We start from the raw sequence: 17097 nt of genomic DNA, 5'->3' as shown, positions 1-17097 counted from the left end.
TGGCTATAAAACTTATAGCAATACTTGATTATCCTTGCAAATTTTATGTTTGCAGGGATTTTTTTTGAATATCTAATGTAATTTAAATCGTTAATGCTGATCTTATAGCATATTTCCTCTTTATTGAGGCGGCTATAATTAAGACATCATTAACCTCTTTTACAAAATGAATTTCAAACAGTTCGCAGTAACACTTTTAATTTCCGGAATGCTGATCCCTGCTTTGTCTAAAGCACAAAATTCCGATCAGCCAGATAGTATTGATGTATTTGTAAAACAAAAAATGCAGCAACAACACATTCCTGCTTTACAACTGGCAGTAGTTCGCCACGGACAATTGATCAAACAAAAAACTTATGGAACTGCGAATCTGGAAAATTCTATTCCTGCAACAGATCAAAGTATTTTTTCCATCAATTCCATTACCAAAGCTTTTACAGGGGTTGCAGTGATGCAACTGGCTGAAGAAGGAAAATTAAAAATCACCAACCCAATTTCACTTTATTTAGATAGTTTACCGGTTTCCTGGCAGAAAATAACTTTGCAGCAGGTATTAACTAATACATCGGGCTTACCAGATATTCTTGATGCCAATGAACAGGTATTGGAAAATGGAGATGAGCTACGCTCGTGGGAAAAAGTAAAAACCTTACCTCTGGAATTTAATGCTGGGGAGAGATTCAGTTATAATCAAACTGGTTATGTTATCCTTGGAAAAATTATCACTAAACTAAGTGGTTTACATTTCACAAAATTCATAGAAGACAGACAGTTTAAAACAGCTGGAATGCAATTAACAAGATTTGGCGATTCATATGATGTAATCCCGAACTCGGCAGGAGCTTATACGATGAGTAAATATGTTAACAGCCGCATGGTCAGAGGTAAAACGCCTGGTACTGGTTATATACAGTTCCCTGTATTTTTCAGAACAGCAGCTGGCATCTTATCTACTTCAAAAGATATGGCAAACTGGCTCATGGCGCTGCAAAGTGGCAAACTATTAAAAGATAAAACCAGCATAGATGCTTTATGGTCACCTGCCCTATTAAATAATGGAAAAATTGGTGGATTTAATCAGTTGACTAATGGCTATGCGCTTGGATGGCCAACAGTGACCAGAGCTGAACATCCTGCTGTTGGCCCGGTAGGTGGTGGCAGATCTGCTTTGTTTGTTTATTTAAAGGATGATCTTTCTATAGTGGTATTGACCAATTTAATGGGTGCTAATCCAGAAAGGTTTATTGATGAAATAGGCGCATACTATATTCCGGACATGCACGAAACAAATGGTTTTGGTCTACCTCCGGTTATTCAAAAGTTAAGGACAGCACTTCTTAAACAGGGTTTCGATAAGTCGGTTGCTATCGTAGCTGAACTCAAGAAGAAAGATTCAACTTTTTCTCCAGGTGAGAATGACCTGAATGGCTGGGGATATAAACTGTTAAGTCAGAAAGAAATGGCAAAGGCTTTATCAATTTTTAAATTGAATACTATACTTTATCCGGAAAGTGCAAATGCACATGATAGTCTCGGAGAAATCCTGGAAATCACGGGTGATTATAAAGCAGCTGTGCTGAGCTATAAAAAATCATTTGCTTTGAATCCTAAAAATGCGAATGCCTCAAATCGGATCAAAGCGCTTTCAGGTAGTTAAACAAATAGCTGAACAGGAAGTTAAACAGGGGCTCATTAGCTATTTGAAATCACTGGGCCATCATGGAGTTTACCTTAAATTAATTAAAAGCCACATACAGAACACTATCCAGGTAATTAAAAAGAAAAAAGTAATAATAAATTAAAATAATCGCATCTTAGACTGTCTTTATTAAAAAAGAAAGACAAAATGATCAGAAAAACTACCTATGAAAAAAACAGTATTATTTAATTTCTTCCTATTACTTGGGATCAGCACAGCATTTGCTCAAAAGCAAGATATCAAAGAGTTATACTTTGATTACACACAGTCCAGAATGAATGAAGATCAGAATGCAGCAACAGTTGAGAAAGCTTCTTCCCTATTGAGCCGCTCTGCGGAATTGAACGACAAACAAGTTGCTAATGTTAGTTTCCACCTGGCCAGGATATATGAGTCCATGGGTAAACCAGAAAAAGCAGAGCCTCTGTATGAAGCCGTGACTAAACTTGTTCCAGGTTACTATGTAACTTATACCTCATTGGGATTTATCAATTTAAAGAAATGTGATACTTTAGGACGTAAAGTAAGTGAAGCTGCAAAGCTTAAGGATGCAGCATTACATGCGATTGCTTTTAAAGCTTATAAAATCCAGGTGCTGAAAACTATTCCCTATTTTGAAAAATCAGAGGCTTGCGAAACCGATGAAAGAACGTTAGGTATCCTGACTTCACTTTACAAAAGTATCAAGGACACCACTTCTTTAGCAAGTCTTCCTGAACGTAAAGCACTGCTTGGAAAAGATTGCGTTTCTTTACTGGATGACGAATAGTTTCAAAACAACAAATCAACATATAAAATATTCACTATAAGTGATTTAACAAAAGTCGTACTTCAATAAAAAAAAGCCGGACCATTTTCTCCTCAGAAAAGTAGTCCGGCTTTTTTTTCCGGTCACCTATCCGGCGTTCCGTTAAATGGTTATTTCCCGCCTTTACTTCTTTTCAAAGCCTCTAAATAATAGTAATCTGCATAAATAATAGGTACATCTATTTCGGATTTTGCTGGTTTATGACCAGTACTATGCGCTAAAATAAAACCATCATTTGTTCCGGCATTGCTAGTATAATTTTTAATCAGGCTATTCAAGATCTGATCTGCTGTTTTTCTATAGCTTTTACCTTCTTTACTATAGCCGCTCAATTCATACAAACCTGAAGCAGTAATAGCTGCTGCTGATGCATCTCTTGGCGAATTTGGAATTTGAGGATCGTTATAATCCCAGTAAGGTACTTTGTCGGCAGGAAGTGTTGGATTACGCAGAATAAATTTAGCAATACCTTCTGCTTGTTTTAAATAAGCGATATCTTTTGTTTCACGGTAACATAAAGTATAACCATACAAAGCCCATGCTTGTCCTCTTGCCCAGGCAGATGGGTCACTATAGCCCTGAGCGGTTCCTTTCCACTTTACTGCACCCGTTGCAGGGTCGTAATCAACTACATGGAAAGAACTATAATCCTCTCTGAAATGGTTTTTAAGAGTTGTATTTGCATGGCTCACTGCAATCTTATAAAATGAAGAATCTCCCGTTAATTTAGTCGCTTCAAAAAGCAATTCCAGGTTCATCATGTTATCAATAATTACCGGAAACTGCCATTTATCTGCATTATGGTCCCAGGAACGGATCACTCCTGCTACTGGATTAAATCTTTTAGACAAACTTTTTGCAGCTTGTATGATGACCGATTTATAGCTGGTATCATTGGTTAAACGATAGCCGTTACCATAACTGCAATAAATCATAAAACCTAAATCATGTGTTCCGGTATTGAATTGTTGTGGTGCCAGTTTTTGCGTGAATTCTTTAGCTGGTTCCAACCATTTAGGATCTTTGGTCAGCTCATACAGATACCATAACATACCAGAAAAGAAACCACTGGTCCAGTCTTTCCCAATTACTAATTTCAATTGATTATTTTCCAGCGTACGTGGCGCAATATACTTTGGTTCTGATGCGATGACTTTTACTGAATTTTTAAGCAAGATCTCAACTTGTTTTTCAGCAGGGGCCAATGCTTTAGCTACATTCACATTTTGTGCATTTACCGTGCTTCCCACAGAGAGACACCATAAGGTAACTAGTGTTAAGTTTATTTTCAATTTCATCTATTTAGTTTTTATTGGTTTATGCTTGTTTTTTGTTCATTGAATGGCACCAGCTATTACAACCAGATCAGCGGATAGCGGATAGGCAAATTCCTGATCACTTCTGCTACTTGTGGATTATGGTCTAATTTTTTCCAGGTTGCATACCAGGCTTCTTTCTGATAAGCATTTGCTCCGAATAGAAGAAAAGGTTGTGCAACCGGCCAATTTTCCCAATACATCACATCCGGCTTCAAACTCCATTTGCTTTTATCAGCAATAAAAGGATATAAGTAAGATAGCCCTAGTTTGATAGATTTACCATCGGCAGTTTTAAATTCCCAGAGATTGTCTGCCGGGGTAGATAAAATCTGGCAAAGGACCGTCATCGCATCCAGATTAAAGATAGCATATCCATAAGGTTTTGTACGTGCCATTTCCAATGGAAAACTACCATCTGCTCCCATTTGATTGGGTAAAAGTACAGTCTTATAGCGTACACGCATAGCATCCAGCATCGGTTGATCGTTACATAATTTAGCAAATGACGATACCTGAATTGCCCAGCAAGTGGCATGATTATTTTTTACCATTTTCTCCTGAATCCCAGGTTTACTGGTATTTAACCAATTGGTATAAGCTGAAAACCACCCTTTGATCGCTAAAGCAGTTTGAAGATCAAATACGCTTGCCTTTTCCATAACAATCATCCCTTGTGCAACTTCCATTAAATGGATCGTATCAATGATACCATAATTGCGCCCGGTAAATTTCCCTTTCACTGCCTGCGCAAAATTAAGGTTCGGATTCATTAGAGTTTCAGGGTTTACAAACCATGCTTTCAGATGGAGGATCGCTTGTGTAACGTATTTTTCATCTCCGGTTAATTGATAAGCAGAAGCCAGCGCCCCGATCACTTTACTTAAACGGATCATGGCTTTGCGGTGTTCTACAAAATTATCAGGATTGGTTAGTCCATCCCGGTTGATGTATGGCCCATCAGGATTTTGAGGATCTGGCCAGAAATAATCAGCTTCAGAGAAAAAGTCGTGTTTACCACCCGCACTTCTGGGCGAGGAAGCGTCTGTTATCGTAACTGGCTTCTGGGTCATTGCCCAGGCTGCCTCAGCCAGGATTTGCTTCCGCAGCAAAATAGTCGCCCCCTTTATGATTCCTTCCTTCTGAGGTAAATCTGATACGTTTTGGACAGTAAAATCAGATGCGTTTTGGACAGTAGAATCAGATGCTTTTTGAGTTGAAGATTCGTTCTGAACAGACAACACGGATATGCCCGGCAAAGGCTCTGGAGCCTGAACAATCATAGTATCCCTTCCAGCAGGAGAATAGTCATTGGCAAATACCGCCGGGCTTATATAGATAACAGCTGCAGATAAAATGGAAAATATTACTTTCATAGTGCTTGGTTAAATCAATAGGTTAATTTCATTTGTTCAGGTTGCTTAAAGATTGGTAAAGGCGGCTGATAAACCATCAGACTGGACAGCGACCACACTTTTTCCTTTATTTAATTTCACTTTGATAATTGCCCGGCCATTGTAAGCCTGTACTTTTCTTGAACCAGATGAGGTTCCTAAATTGTCCATGAGCTTACCTTCTCCAGCTAAAGAAAAGTTAATCCAGTTTACAGCATCCAGACATTGTATATTTTTATCGTCATAGAGTTTCACTTCTACGGTTGCTATATCATCTTTCTGGTCAATTTTAGTCAAAGTTAGTTTTGCTGGTTTAGTCCATTTTTCGATTTGATAAGTAAACTTGATTTCATCTTTCACCGTAACCTTACCTTTTTTACCGACCACAGTAACTGTATTTTCGCCTTTCACAAACGGAAGGTTCCAACGTAATCCCGCAGCAGGAAAATCCTGACTATTTCTTTTCTTAACACCAAAGCTTTTACCATTCAGAAATAACTCAGCTTCTGTACAATTAGCATAAACTTTCACCATTTTTTCTTCCCCTTGTTCTCCCCATCTTACCGGCCAGGTATGTCCATAAATATGTACCATCGGCTGCGTTGTCCAATAAGACTGGAAAACGTAAAAAGCTTCCTTTTTAGTCAGATCTCTTTCTACCACCCCCTTCTGGTTCATATAAGGTACCGGGTTATCTGGTCTTACAGGAGTAGAAAAATCTTTAAATGGCCAATAAGCAGTACCACTTAACCAAGGCATAGTTTCCTGCTCTTTCAAGTGCCAGTCCACCAGGTTTACCAGGTAAGATTCACTCCAATCTCCATCCTTGGAAATTCTGGCTGCACCTCCAAATAAGGAAGCATCTCCTGCCCGCTCGTCGGCTCCCAGACCAGTTTTTATTTTACTTAATGCTTTATCAGGATTTTCTGAATGTCGCATCGCATGGCTGTCTCCACCCCATTCTACGTGAATAAAACGCTTTACTTTTTTAAACTCTTCTTCAGAAACGGCTTTGTAATCGGTATAATTACCACGGTACCAGCCTGCCCAAATTGAAGGCGAATAAACATCTACAAGATCACTGCAGAAGTCACACCGCCTGATCGCCGTTAAACGTGAATTATCCAATTGATGGGACAAATCATTTAGTTCTTTCATGAAAACCCTGATCTTCTGCTTGTCAAACTCAGGAAAGTCACCAGGCCAGTCATTTTCATTCCCCATTCCCCAAAGAATAACTGAAGCATGGTTATAATGTTGTTCGATCATATTGGTCAGCATCCGGCGGGCCTGTTCTTTGTAAACATCTCCACCCAATCCGCCACGGCACCATGGAATTTCTTCCCACACCATAATTCCAAGACTATCACACAGATTCAAAACAATACGGGATTGCTGATAATGTGCCAGACGGATGAAATTAACCCCCATATCTTTCATTAGGATCATTTCTTCACGGATCATATTTTCTGTCATGGCAGCTGCAACTCCTGAATGGTCTTCATGCCGATGCGTACCTCTGAGCAGTAACCGTTTTCCGTTCAGCATAAAAGGCCCTTTTTCTACAAACTCAAAGTTCCTGAAACCAACTTTTTCCGTTCCCTTAGCAACACCAGCTGAAGAATGGATTTCATATTGAAGCGTATATAATGAAGGTTGATTTGTCGACCATAAGACAGGTCTTTTGACCTGAAGTTTCCATAACCCAGTATCATTTGATAAGCCATTTAATTTCTTTTCTGTTTTGGCGACAACTTTACCTGAAGGATCAACTAATTTCAATAAAACCTTAGCTTCACTGATTCCCATTGGGTTATAGAATCTCGTGCTGACCGTAAGTTGACCAGATTTCCCGTCCCCATCGACCTCTGCTTTAGCAAAGAGTTTGTCAGTAGAAAGCGCTGGCGTATATACCAAGTTCAGGTAGCGATAAATACCTCCATAAATATTAAAGTCGGAAAGATCTGAAGGAATCATTTCCAAATCTCTTGAATTGTCGGTACGTACAGAAACCGGGATTTTACCTTTAAACTGTTTCCGGTAGACTTCTGTTTTTTTGAAAGCTTCTACTGCGTCAGTAATATCAACCGTCCATTCATCATAACCACCTACATGTGAGCCGACTTTTGTAGTATAAACATAGACTGCTGTTTTCTGTCCCGCACCTTCAAAATGTAATAACGTACGCCCTTTTTGGTAAGGATTATTTACCTCAATAGCGGTACGGTACCAGGATGGCCCCTGGTAATAATTTACATCAGGATCAACCGCATCTGTGGCATTTACACAATGTGGTAAGGTCACGGATTCCCAAAGTGGTACACTTTCAGGGTTTCCTTTGCCAACTGGGCGGACAGCTTCCCAGATCCCGCCTAAATCTTGTTTTACAAATTCCCAATTCTGGTTTAAACGTTTTGATTCCTGTCCCTCTGCCGGCTGAATTCCAAGCAGAGATCCAAGAATAACAAACACACAAAAATATCTGATCATCATTAATAAATTTTTCTAAGCCCTAAAGCATTTAATACTGGCATACCTTCTATTGTCTTAAAGTCTAAAGTGATTCCTTTTCCACCCTGCACCGTAATCCTTGTACTTTTCTTTACAGCGGTGGTATACCCATAATCTGCAGCCAGGTTCAGGTTTTCCAGAAAGCTTTCTCCGTTAATACTTACATTAAATATGCGCTGTCTAACTATTTCTTTTTGATGATTATTATCTAAGTTATAAGCTAAAGCTTCTTTAGTCACACCCCCAATGAGTTCAGCGAAGTATAAAGAAAGTTCATATTCACCATCGGGTACATCCAATTTGAATTGTTTGATTCCAACTTGCTGAGTTTGATAAACAGGGTCGTTGTCAGTTTCCATGATATTTTTATCGCTTCCATAAGACATTCTGTTATTCGTGCCTTTGAAAGATTCACCTCCGATATATCCCCAGCTGCCTTTTTGATAAGGCTGGTCCGGCATCCAGATTTGGTGCGTAGTATTATCTATATAAAAGCGTTTTGCTCCCAAAAGAACATTCATTTCTTTAAATGGAACCTGACGGTCTGAAAATTCAAATGGCTGCAAGGTAAAATCTACATCCAGCTCATCACTATAAGCCGCAGAGGTTACTTTTAATTGATTCAAACCATTGACAAATGGGACTTCCCAGGAACAAACATGATTTACTGCATCTTTTACGCCCAGGCTCTGACCATTGACAAACAACTCTGCTGTTTTCTGATTTGTGGTCACCTGTACAGGCTGAGTAGCGAACGATTTAGAAGAATCTGCAACTCCAGTTCTGATTTTCCATGTCCCTGAGGCTATTTTAAGGAATGGTTTTTTTAGTAAATAAGCCTGATAAAGTAAGTAAATATCTTTTGGCTCCCTGCCCAGGGTTAACAAACCTTTATTGTTAATATGAGGCATAGTTTCCGCTCTGGTTTCAGAATTAAAATCAGCTAAATTCCAAACCATTGCACCACTTACAAAAGGTCTTTTGATAATATCATTTAAATAAACCTGGTTAAATCTAATCGCATATTCCACACTTTTATCAAATCTGACAGGTGAAAAGGAACGGATACGCGGATCTGCATCTGCACCATATTCAGTAACCAGCATGGGTTTATCTGTTAACTCTTGATGATGACGGTCTAAAAACTTACCAAAATCTTCAATATTACCTGAATACCAACCAGAATAAAGATTCCAACCCACAATCATCGGTATTTTAGTCAAGCCTATTTTATGATAGCTATCAAAAGAACCATGATTTGCAATCATTGTATATCTGGAAGGATCTTCTTTTCTGGTTAAACTATCCAGTGTCTGTGCCAACGTAACGATATGTTTAAAATAAACGGCTTGCCTGGGTTTGTCATCTGTAAACTTAGGACGCAATAAAATCTCATTCATATAAGCCCAGATCACCACGCTTGGACGGTTAAAGTTTTGACGGATCATTTCTACCTGCATGTTTTTGCAGTTTTCGGTAAATGCCGCCGACTCTGTTATCGTATTGACAACAGGAATTTCTACGGATGCCAGGATACCCAAACGGTCACAAGCTTCCAGGATCTGAGGATCCTGAGGATAATGTGAAACTCTCAGAAAGTTTCCACCCATTTTTTTCAGTAATTCTACGTCTCTTATTTGTAAAGCATCAGGAACAGCATTTCCCATACCTTTATAGTCCTGATGACGACTCGCCCCAATTAATTTAACAGGCTCTCCGTTAAGGAAAAACCCTTTTTCAGCATCAAACTTAAACCACCGGAAGCCTAATGGATTAGATACCTGGTCTAGAACAGTTTTAGTTTTAACATCGATAAGTTGCGTAATAACCCGGTATAGATATGGGTTTTCAGGAGACCATAGCTGAGGGCTTTTAATATTTTTAAGGTCTTGTTCAAAAGTACTTTTTTGATGCGCAGGTACGGTTAAGGTGGCTGTGCTTTTAGCCACAACTACACCATCAGCATTTGTCAAAGCTGTATGTACCTGAACTTTAATTTCTTTTGCCGAAGCGTTTTCAATTAAGATCTTCGCTTTTACACTAGCCATTTCTTTGGAAACTTCTGGTGTAGTCAGGTAAACGCCGGAGCTATTACCATGGTCATTTTTAGAGAAATGCACCGGTTCTGTAACCATCAACTCCACATTCCGGTAAATACCTCCAAAAAAGGTAAAATCAGCGGTCAAAGGCGCAATATCTTCATTAAACCGGTTGGTTACTTTTACTTGAACCTCATCATCCTTATAATTCAGAAAACCGCGTAAGGGGATAACGAACCTTGTATATCCACCAATATGAGTTCCCGCCAGCTTTCCATTCACATAAACTTCAGTTTCCTGGTTTACACCATTGAAAGCAAGGAAAACTTCTTTACTTTTTAAACTTGCATCGAGTTTGAGTTTTCTTTTATACCAGCCTGTACCACGGTAATAACCAGGTTCATCGTCCATAACATCTGTTGTATTCCAGCTATGTGGAATACTGAAATTTCCCCAGCTCAGGTTCGGAGAAGGAGCCTGACCAGCTACCTGGTCTTTACTGAACTTCCACTGATCGTTTAAGCTGATCAGTTTGGCTGGTTTATTTTGCGCATAGCTAGTAGATGCGCCTAATAAAACGCAGGGTATCAGCAGTGTGATGAGGTGTCGGCAAGTATATTTCAAAATTCAGGGTTTAAATTACAATTCATTATTAATCCCGGATTAACCCTCTGTTAACCCGGGATATATCTTTATTTGATTTCCAAAAAGCGTATATAGGATTGTGTAAAGGTTCCTACTGTGTATTTTTCATTCGTATTTTTAATCAGGTCAAGTTCTATTTTCCTTGTTCCGGCAACAGCACTATTCAATACCTTTATATATATCGTATCAACTAATGCTTTCGCCTGTGGAAAATTAAGTGAATATATCGCATTTACTGCTGTAATTGCATTCCCATTTTTATCAACCACGGTAAAGTCCTGTCCGGCAACCGCAGGATTTGCAATTCCTTTAGTGACGAAGGTATATTGAGCTATTGCATCGTAGTCACGCACATAAGCCGAATGAAATTGAACAGGGAACTTCACAAGTTTAGTTTGTGTACGGAGTACTGATTCTGTACCTGTATTATTCCAGGGCAGAAATCCGGCGTAATAATAATTCTCATATTCCTGTAAGCCTTTCTTTGAATTATCGTCATCCTTTTTACAGGCCGTAAAAACAAGGGATGAAAGTGCAAAAGCGGTTAAATATATAATTGTTCTCTTCATGTTTTTAAAATTAATTCCAACCTGGATTTTGTACGACATTATTTCCGCTCAGTGAGATTTCCTGCAATGGAACAGGATATAAATAATCCCTTTTCGGATCGAAAGTCCTTTTACTGGCATCTTCCACTATTAAAACTTTATCTGCATTCAAATTCAAAGACGCAGCCGTAGTACCCACCCATTCTGTCACATTATACTTAGCACCCAGTAAAGTTTTCGGCAAAACAGTTTCTGCAATTTTCCAACGCAACAAGTCGTTGTAACGGAAACCTTCCAGACATAGTTCCACAGTTCTTTCTCTCCTGATTTCTTCGCGCATGCTCAGGTTATTCGTAGTCACAAAGGCATTGGTTAATTTAACAGGTAAACCGGCTCTTGTTCTTAGCGCGTTCACGGACAGGTTTAAATCTGCATCGCTGATTGCTCCATCCATTTCATACTTTGCTTCTGCATAAATTAATAAGACTTCTGCATAACGGATCAATGGTTTATGTACAGTCGCATTGTTATTTGTTGTCCAATCTGCAGAATTAAACCCTTTCTTTGCGGCATAAGCTGATCTTGTCCCTAAAGAAGTCCCTGGCACCCAGGCTCTCTGATAAGATTGTTCCCCGCTTCTATAAACTAAAGTGGTAATCCTCGGATCTCTGTTATCCAGAATGGTGTTGTAACTTACCTCGTCTTTTTCATTCACAAAAAAGGTAGATTTAGTGGTTGAAGGGGTATTGTCAGTATTGTAAGCTGGCAAGCCATCTTTATATAAAAACATGCGGATTAAATTACGGGTAGGTGCAATTCTTCCGTTTTCCAGATCACGCGAGGTATTATGCGTTAAACCTAATGCAGCTGTTAAACCGTATAGTTTTACAAAAACATTCTCTGTATTGCCAGCTCCTTCACCATCGTGCGTGAACATTCCCTGGTAATTAGCGAAAAGCGTATGCCCCTGCCCCATGACCAAGGTTGCTGCTTGTACGGCAAGTTGAAGATTTTGCTGATAATTCGGCGTGTTAAAGAACTTGCCCCTGGTACCTTCATCTAATGCAACTCTCGCTTTTAAGGCCCAGGCTGCACTTTTAGTCACTCTTCCATATTGAGCAGCTGGTAATGCAGCTCTGGTTGGTAACCAAAGTGCTGCATAATCAAGATCATCATAAATAGATTGCACCACCTTTGTACGTTCTGTACGTGGCATCGTTAATTCTGGTGATTCAATAGTCAGCGTTTTCAACAGCAAAGGTACATCTCCGTACTTTTGCACCAGAGCCGCATACGCATAAGCTCTAAAAAAACGGGCTTCTGCAAAATATCTGTTTTTTACCGCGTCGGTAACTTGTGCTTTACCTGCCTTCTCCAGGATATTATTTGCTGTAAAAATCTGTCTGTACGGAACTGTCCAGTCATCACTAGTACCTGCAACCCCACGGTTACCGTTACTGACCACGTTTAAACCAGACTGATTCACGTTATCGTCTCCACGATTATCTATGGTATAACCAGCCAATTGCTGATACATTCTGTTTGATGCATTTATTAAATCATTTTCAGTGTTCCAGAACTGATCATCTGTAAAAGATGTTTCTGGTAATCTGTCCAGCTTTTTACAGCTCAGGTTAAGTAAAGTAACCATCAGCACAAAGATTAGTAGTAGGTTATATTGTTTCATCTCTACGTTTTATTTTAATGATAATTTCCTTATAAAGTGATATTTACTCCAAATGATACTGAACGGTAAAATGGATAAGTTGACGCATTTACGTTTTTGTCATTATCTCCCAGTTCCGGATCAAATACACTCAGCACATTTGTTCTTTCAAATAAATCCTGTCCGGAGAAATACACTTTAAGGTTCTGAATATATTTCCTGTTCACTTTAAAAGTATAGCCTAGCTGTACAGTTTTCAGACGGATGTAACTTCCATTCTGAACCCATTTATCAGAAGGCCTGAAATTATGCGCGCTTGTTTGATACATCCGTGGAAAAAAGGCATCCGGATTATCCGGCGTCCAGTGATCCTGGTGTATGGTCCATGGCATGTTTGAAGTTCCGAGAATTGGAGACAACGTGTTTTCTTCAATAAAGAACGAACGTTTCAACGCACCCTGGAAAAACATAGAGAAATCAAATCCTTTCCAGCTTGCACCTAAGTCAATTCCAAAAGTATATCTCGGATTGGTGTTACCCAGGTAAACTAAATCCCCTGGTTTATCTGGCGTACCTCCACCAGCATCAATCACTCCACTACCATCCAGATCTTTGTATTTTACATCACCCGGTGCTGGGCTTGCAAAAAATGGATATTTCACTTTAGTTTTATAAGCATCCGCTTCTGCCTGAGTCTGGAAATAGCCGTCAGTTTGATATCCCCAAAGACTGTTTAAAGGATATCCTTGTAACAAACCAACTCTGCCGCCTGATCCTATAGAATTTTTACCATCATATTTAGTCAGTTTATTTTGATTGTCAGCAATGCTGAAGCCGATATGGTAATCACCGTTTTTAAAGATATCTCTCCATTTTACTTCCAATTCTGAACCCCAGCTTTTCAATTCACCGACGTTACTACTTGGAATACCAACGCCGATAATACTCGGCAGGTTTAAAGTAGCCAGCATATTTTTATTATACTTTTGATAGTATTCGGCAGTAATAGTCAACCTGTTTTTGAATAAACTTGCATCAATACCGATATTACTTGATTCCACAGTTTCCCATGTTTTATTTTTGGATGCTAAGTCTTTTTGAAACAAATACTGAGCTTTTGTACCATTGAAAACCAGATTTGGCTGATCGTTAATAGTTAATCCACTGGTAATTAAAGAAATATAGTCATACAGACCTAACACAGAACCATTTCCTTGCTGTCCCCAAGATCCACGTATTTTCAGATTGTCTACAAAGCGGACATTATTTTTAAAGAACGGTTCTTCACTAATGCGCCATCCTGCTGAGAATGCAGGGAATATCTGGAAACGGTTATCTGGCCCCAGACGCGAACTACCATCACGACGTACCACGGCTTCTAAAAGATATTTTCCGTCATAATTATAGTTTAATCTGCCGAAAAGAGACCCAATAGCCCAGGTTTCAATTTTATCATTATTCGTTTTATTTGCAGGATCTCCAAAATTCAGACTGAAGAAATCATTGCTGACCATGCTGGTTGCACTTGCTGAGATTTCATCCTTACGGTATTGTTCAAATGAAGCACCTGCCAATAATTTAAAGTTGTGTTTATCAGCCAGCTGCAAATCATAAGTAAACTGACCTGTCAGGTTATCCTGGTAACCTTTATTCTTTGTGACATCAAGTTGATTTGGTGTATTGATAGCGTTTCTTATTGTATTAGTACTCTTACCATACCAGATTAATGTTCTTTTCTCTGATCTTAAGTTATACATGTCCTGGTTTCTGGAAGCTGAGACATCGAATGCCAGTCCTTTCACCACGTTTTTTATATTTAAATTAATTTTCCCAGTAAAACTTTCATAACTGGTCGTTTTAACTCCCGCATTTTTCTCTATGTCAATAGGGTTCAATTGCAAGTCACCGTTGTACTGCTGACCAGTTACATCTTCGGCTGGTGTAAAAACAGGTTGTCTTGTCCGTATACGATATAGTAAATCTATGATATTACCTGAATCGTAAGAGTTTTCCTGAATGGTTGAATTCACATAACCAGCAATCAGGCCTACACTCACATATTTATTGATTTGCGAATTTACTGATAGTCGTAAATTCTGCCTTGAATTGTCATCAGGCCCATAACGCATCACACCATCACGTTTAAAATAAGATCCGGATAAAAGGTAATTTAATTCTTGTTTTCCACCACCCACAGAAAGTGCATAATTTTGTGAGGCATTCACTTTATCCATTCCTTCTTTAATCCAGTCTGTATTCGCGTAATAATCCCAGCGATCTGCGGTTAAACTGGGTCTGTAATTAAAGTTTGGATTTTTAAGCCACTCCACTTGCTCATCTGTGAACTCCTTTGCTCCTGTTGCATTAAACCTGGCTTCATCAATTAGTTCTTGTTCATCCCACGAGTTTAAACGTTTGGGTTGTCTTGCTGTAATATTTAGACTGTAGTTATTACTAAAATTGATCTTTGTTTTACCACTTGTAGATTTTTTAGTAGTCACTAAAACTACACCACCAGCAGCTCTTGCCCCATAAATAGAGGCTGCGGCTGCATCTTTTAAAATGGATATATTTTCAATATCATCCGGATTTACCAAGGCAAGATCCATTTCAACCCCATCTACTAATACTAAGGCTTTAGTATCATTAGCAGACGAAAAACCACGGATGCGCAATCCATAACTTTCTGCTCCTGGTTTCCCACTATTCCTGGTAATAGTCACTCCTGGTGAAATTCCCTGAAGTGCAGCAATTGCATTTGGAACTGGCCGGTTTGTTAATACATCGCCACTGATCTGCGCTACAGAACCGGTTAGGTTTACTTTTTTCTGCGTTCCGTAACCGACTACAACAACTTCATTAAGCCCTTGTGTATCTTCATCTAAGGTTACATTGACCGCCGATTTTCCATTCAAGGAAAGTTCTTTAGAAAGGTAGCCTACAAAACTGAAAATGATGACGCCATTTGGGTTGGCAGAAGAGATACTGTACTGGCCATTCGAGTTAGTGAACGAGCCGATGGTGGTATTTTTAATTTTCACACTCACACCGGGTAATGGTAAACCCTGAATGTCTTTCACTGTCCCTGTTATCTTTTGTTGTGCGTGCGCAGTGAGGGAAAGACAGCAGCACAGGGAGATACAAAGAAAATAGCTGTAAAGTTTATCCATAATTTTTGAAATATTTGGTTGATTTTGCTTGTTTACCCAATTTGTGGAATTGGAAAGACCATTGATTTACTTATACAGGGAGGGCTTGATTAATTTGAAGATTAGCGGACGATACATAGAGATGCAGATACCCCGGAGGGAGGTTTAGAGAATATGCCATATTATATTTGGTTTAGTTTGATTAGGAATTGAAATTAAACAACAGCATTCTAAATGGTCTAAGTTAAATCTCCAAAAACGCGCTAAAGGCCGCTTTTTCATCATTTCAAGCGTTTGAAATAATTTGATTTTAACCAGGTCAAATAAATTGTGTGGTGCCGGGAAAGCTTCTATAGCTGAATTAAAACGTGATATTTTAAGCTTTAATTTATTTTTTTCAGGATGTAACTTAATATAGCCTGCTATGTCTTATTCATATAAATTAACGCATGGTACTGGAAATTAAAAATCTTACAAAGAAATACAACCGGCATAAAACTGGCCTGGAAGATTATTCAATTACGCTGGAAAATGGGATACTGGGTTTGCTTGGGCCAAACGGAGCAGGTAAATCTACGCTGATGAAAATTATCTCGACAATCAGTAAACCAACACAAGGGACTTTGTTTTTAGATGGTGTTGACATTGTGAAGAGTCCTGGTCATATCCGCAAAATTCTTGGTTATCTACCTCAGGATTTTGGAGTTTATCCAAATCTTAACGCTTATGAATTTCTAAGCTATATAGCTGCGATGAAAGGTGTTGGTGGAAAGGGTTTGAATCAGCGGATTGAACTATTACTTGAAGGTGTAAACCTGATGGCTGATGCAAAAAGACCTATTGGCACTTATTCTGGTGGGATGAAACAACGTATCGGTATTGCGCAGGCTTTATTGAATGATCCTAAAGTCCTGATCTTTGACGAGCCGACGGTGGGCCTTGATCCTGAAGAACGGGTTAGGTTCCGTCAGCTGATCTCTGATCTTGCAGATAATTGTATCATCATTCTTTCTTCACATATTGTTTCAGATATTGAAACGATTGCCGATGAAGTAGCTGTTATGCAAGGTGGAAAGTTAATTACGAAAGGCAGCCAGCCAGATATTATAAAATACGCAGAAAATAAGGTTTTTGAGGTTCTTATAGCTCCTGCATCACTTCCTGCATTTAAAAGTAAATATCGGGTAATTGATACAGCAAGGCAAATTGATCAGGTTCGCGTGCGTTACATTAGTGACCTGAATGCTATTGCACCTTCCTCTGCTCCAGTTAAAGTGGGTTTAGAGGATGCTTATTTATTTCTAACTCAAAATAATCCATAG

10 protein-coding genes are annotated in these 17097 nt (G+C 39.0%); 3 read left to right on the top strand and 7 right to left on the bottom strand.

Features of this window, described 5'->3' with window-relative positions:
• The first annotated feature begins 166 nt into the window (after positions 1-166).
• Positions 167-1657 carry a serine hydrolase gene (locus AY601_RS05880; RefSeq protein ID WP_068397817.1) on the top strand — a complete coding sequence of 497 codons (1491 nt, stop codon included), beginning with the start codon at positions 167-169 and terminating at the stop codon, positions 1655-1657.
• Positions 1658-1865: 208 nt separating this feature from the next.
• Complete coding sequence (locus AY601_RS05870; RefSeq protein ID WP_068397811.1) at positions 1866-2468, top strand: hypothetical protein; 603 nt, start codon at positions 1866-1868, stop codon at positions 2466-2468.
• Between the two features lie 149 nt (positions 2469-2617).
• Here AY601_RS05870 and AY601_RS05865 read toward each other — a convergent pair whose 3' ends face one another.
• The 7 genes from AY601_RS05865 to AY601_RS05835 all read right to left on the bottom strand — a co-directional run bounded on the left by AY601_RS05865 (position 2618) and on the right by AY601_RS05835 (position 15796).
• Positions 2618-3805, bottom strand: coding sequence for a glycoside hydrolase family 88 protein (locus AY601_RS05865; protein ID WP_068397808.1), 1188 nt, complete (start codon positions 3803-3805; stop codon positions 2618-2620).
• A 56-nt stretch (positions 3806-3861) separates the two neighbouring features.
• On the bottom strand, positions 3862-5199 hold the full coding sequence (locus AY601_RS05860; RefSeq protein ID WP_232324703.1) for an alginate lyase family protein: 1338 nt from the start codon (positions 5197-5199) through the stop codon (positions 3862-3864).
• Between the two features lie 45 nt (positions 5200-5244).
• A complete protein-coding gene (locus AY601_RS05855) occupies positions 5245-7707 on the bottom strand; it encodes a glycoside hydrolase family 2 TIM barrel-domain containing protein (protein ID WP_068407235.1) in 2463 nt (820 codons plus the stop codon).
• A 2-nt stretch (positions 7708-7709) separates the two neighbouring features.
• The gene (locus AY601_RS05850) at positions 7710-10391 is read right to left on the bottom strand and encodes a glycoside hydrolase family 2 TIM barrel-domain containing protein (RefSeq protein WP_068397804.1); all 2682 of its coding nucleotides are present in this window, start codon (positions 10389-10391) and stop codon (positions 7710-7712) included.
• Positions 10392-10459: 68 nt separating this feature from the next.
• Positions 10460-10981, bottom strand: coding sequence for a hypothetical protein (locus AY601_RS05845; protein WP_157287731.1), 522 nt, complete (start codon positions 10979-10981; stop codon positions 10460-10462).
• Between the two features lie 10 nt (positions 10982-10991).
• On the bottom strand, positions 10992-12647 hold the full coding sequence (locus AY601_RS05840; RefSeq protein WP_068397798.1) for a RagB/SusD family nutrient uptake outer membrane protein: 1656 nt from the start codon (positions 12645-12647) through the stop codon (positions 10992-10994).
• 29 nt (positions 12648-12676) lie between these two features.
• Positions 12677-15796 (bottom strand): SusC/RagA family TonB-linked outer membrane protein, encoded by a 3120-nt coding sequence (locus tag AY601_RS05835; protein ID WP_157287729.1) that lies wholly within the window; start codon positions 15794-15796, stop codon positions 12677-12679.
• A gap of 428 nt (positions 15797-16224) precedes the next feature.
• Between AY601_RS05835 and AY601_RS05830 the strand changes: the two genes are divergently transcribed.
• Positions 16225-17097 carry an ABC transporter ATP-binding protein gene (locus tag AY601_RS05830; protein ID WP_068397791.1) on the top strand — a complete coding sequence of 291 codons (873 nt, stop codon included), beginning with the start codon at positions 16225-16227 and terminating at the stop codon, positions 17095-17097.

Origin of the sequence: Pedobacter cryoconitis (assembly GCF_001590605.1) — a bacterium.
Classification (GTDB): Bacteria; Bacteroidota; Bacteroidia; order Sphingobacteriales; family Sphingobacteriaceae; genus Pedobacter; species Pedobacter cryoconitis_A.
Note: the sequence above shows the minus strand (reverse complement) of the source record. Positions and strands in the feature narration are given on the sequence as shown.

What these genes read in the sequence shown, in the direction of transcription:
- AY601_RS05880 (WP_068397817.1), top strand. Translation starts at nt 167, where the DNA reads ATGAATTTCAAACAGTTCGCAGTAACACTTTTAATTTCCGGAATGCTG.
- AY601_RS05870 (WP_068397811.1), top strand. Translation starts at nt 1,866, where the DNA reads ATGAAAAAAACAGTATTATTTAATTTCTTCCTATTACTTGGGATCAGC.
- AY601_RS05865 (WP_068397808.1), bottom strand. Translation starts at nt 3,805, where the DNA reads ATGAAATTGAAAATAAACTTAACACTAGTTACCTTATGGTGTCTCTCT.
- AY601_RS05860 (WP_232324703.1), bottom strand. Translation starts at nt 5,199, where the DNA reads ATGAAAGTAATATTTTCCATTTTATCTGCAGCTGTTATCTATATAAGC.
- AY601_RS05855 (WP_068407235.1), bottom strand. Translation starts at nt 7,707, where the DNA reads ATGATCAGATATTTTTGTGTGTTTGTTATTCTTGGATCTCTGCTTGGA.
- AY601_RS05845 (WP_157287731.1), bottom strand. Translation starts at nt 10,981, where the DNA reads ATGAAGAGAACAATTATATATTTAACCGCTTTTGCACTTTCATCCCTT.
- AY601_RS05840 (WP_068397798.1), bottom strand. Translation starts at nt 12,647, where the DNA reads ATGAAACAATATAACCTACTACTAATCTTTGTGCTGATGGTTACTTTA.
- AY601_RS05835 (WP_157287729.1), bottom strand. Translation starts at nt 15,796, where the DNA reads ATGGATAAACTTTACAGCTATTTTCTTTGTATCTCCCTGTGCTGCTGT.
- AY601_RS05830 (WP_068397791.1), top strand. Translation starts at nt 16,225, where the DNA reads ATGGTACTGGAAATTAAAAATCTTACAAAGAAATACAACCGGCATAAA.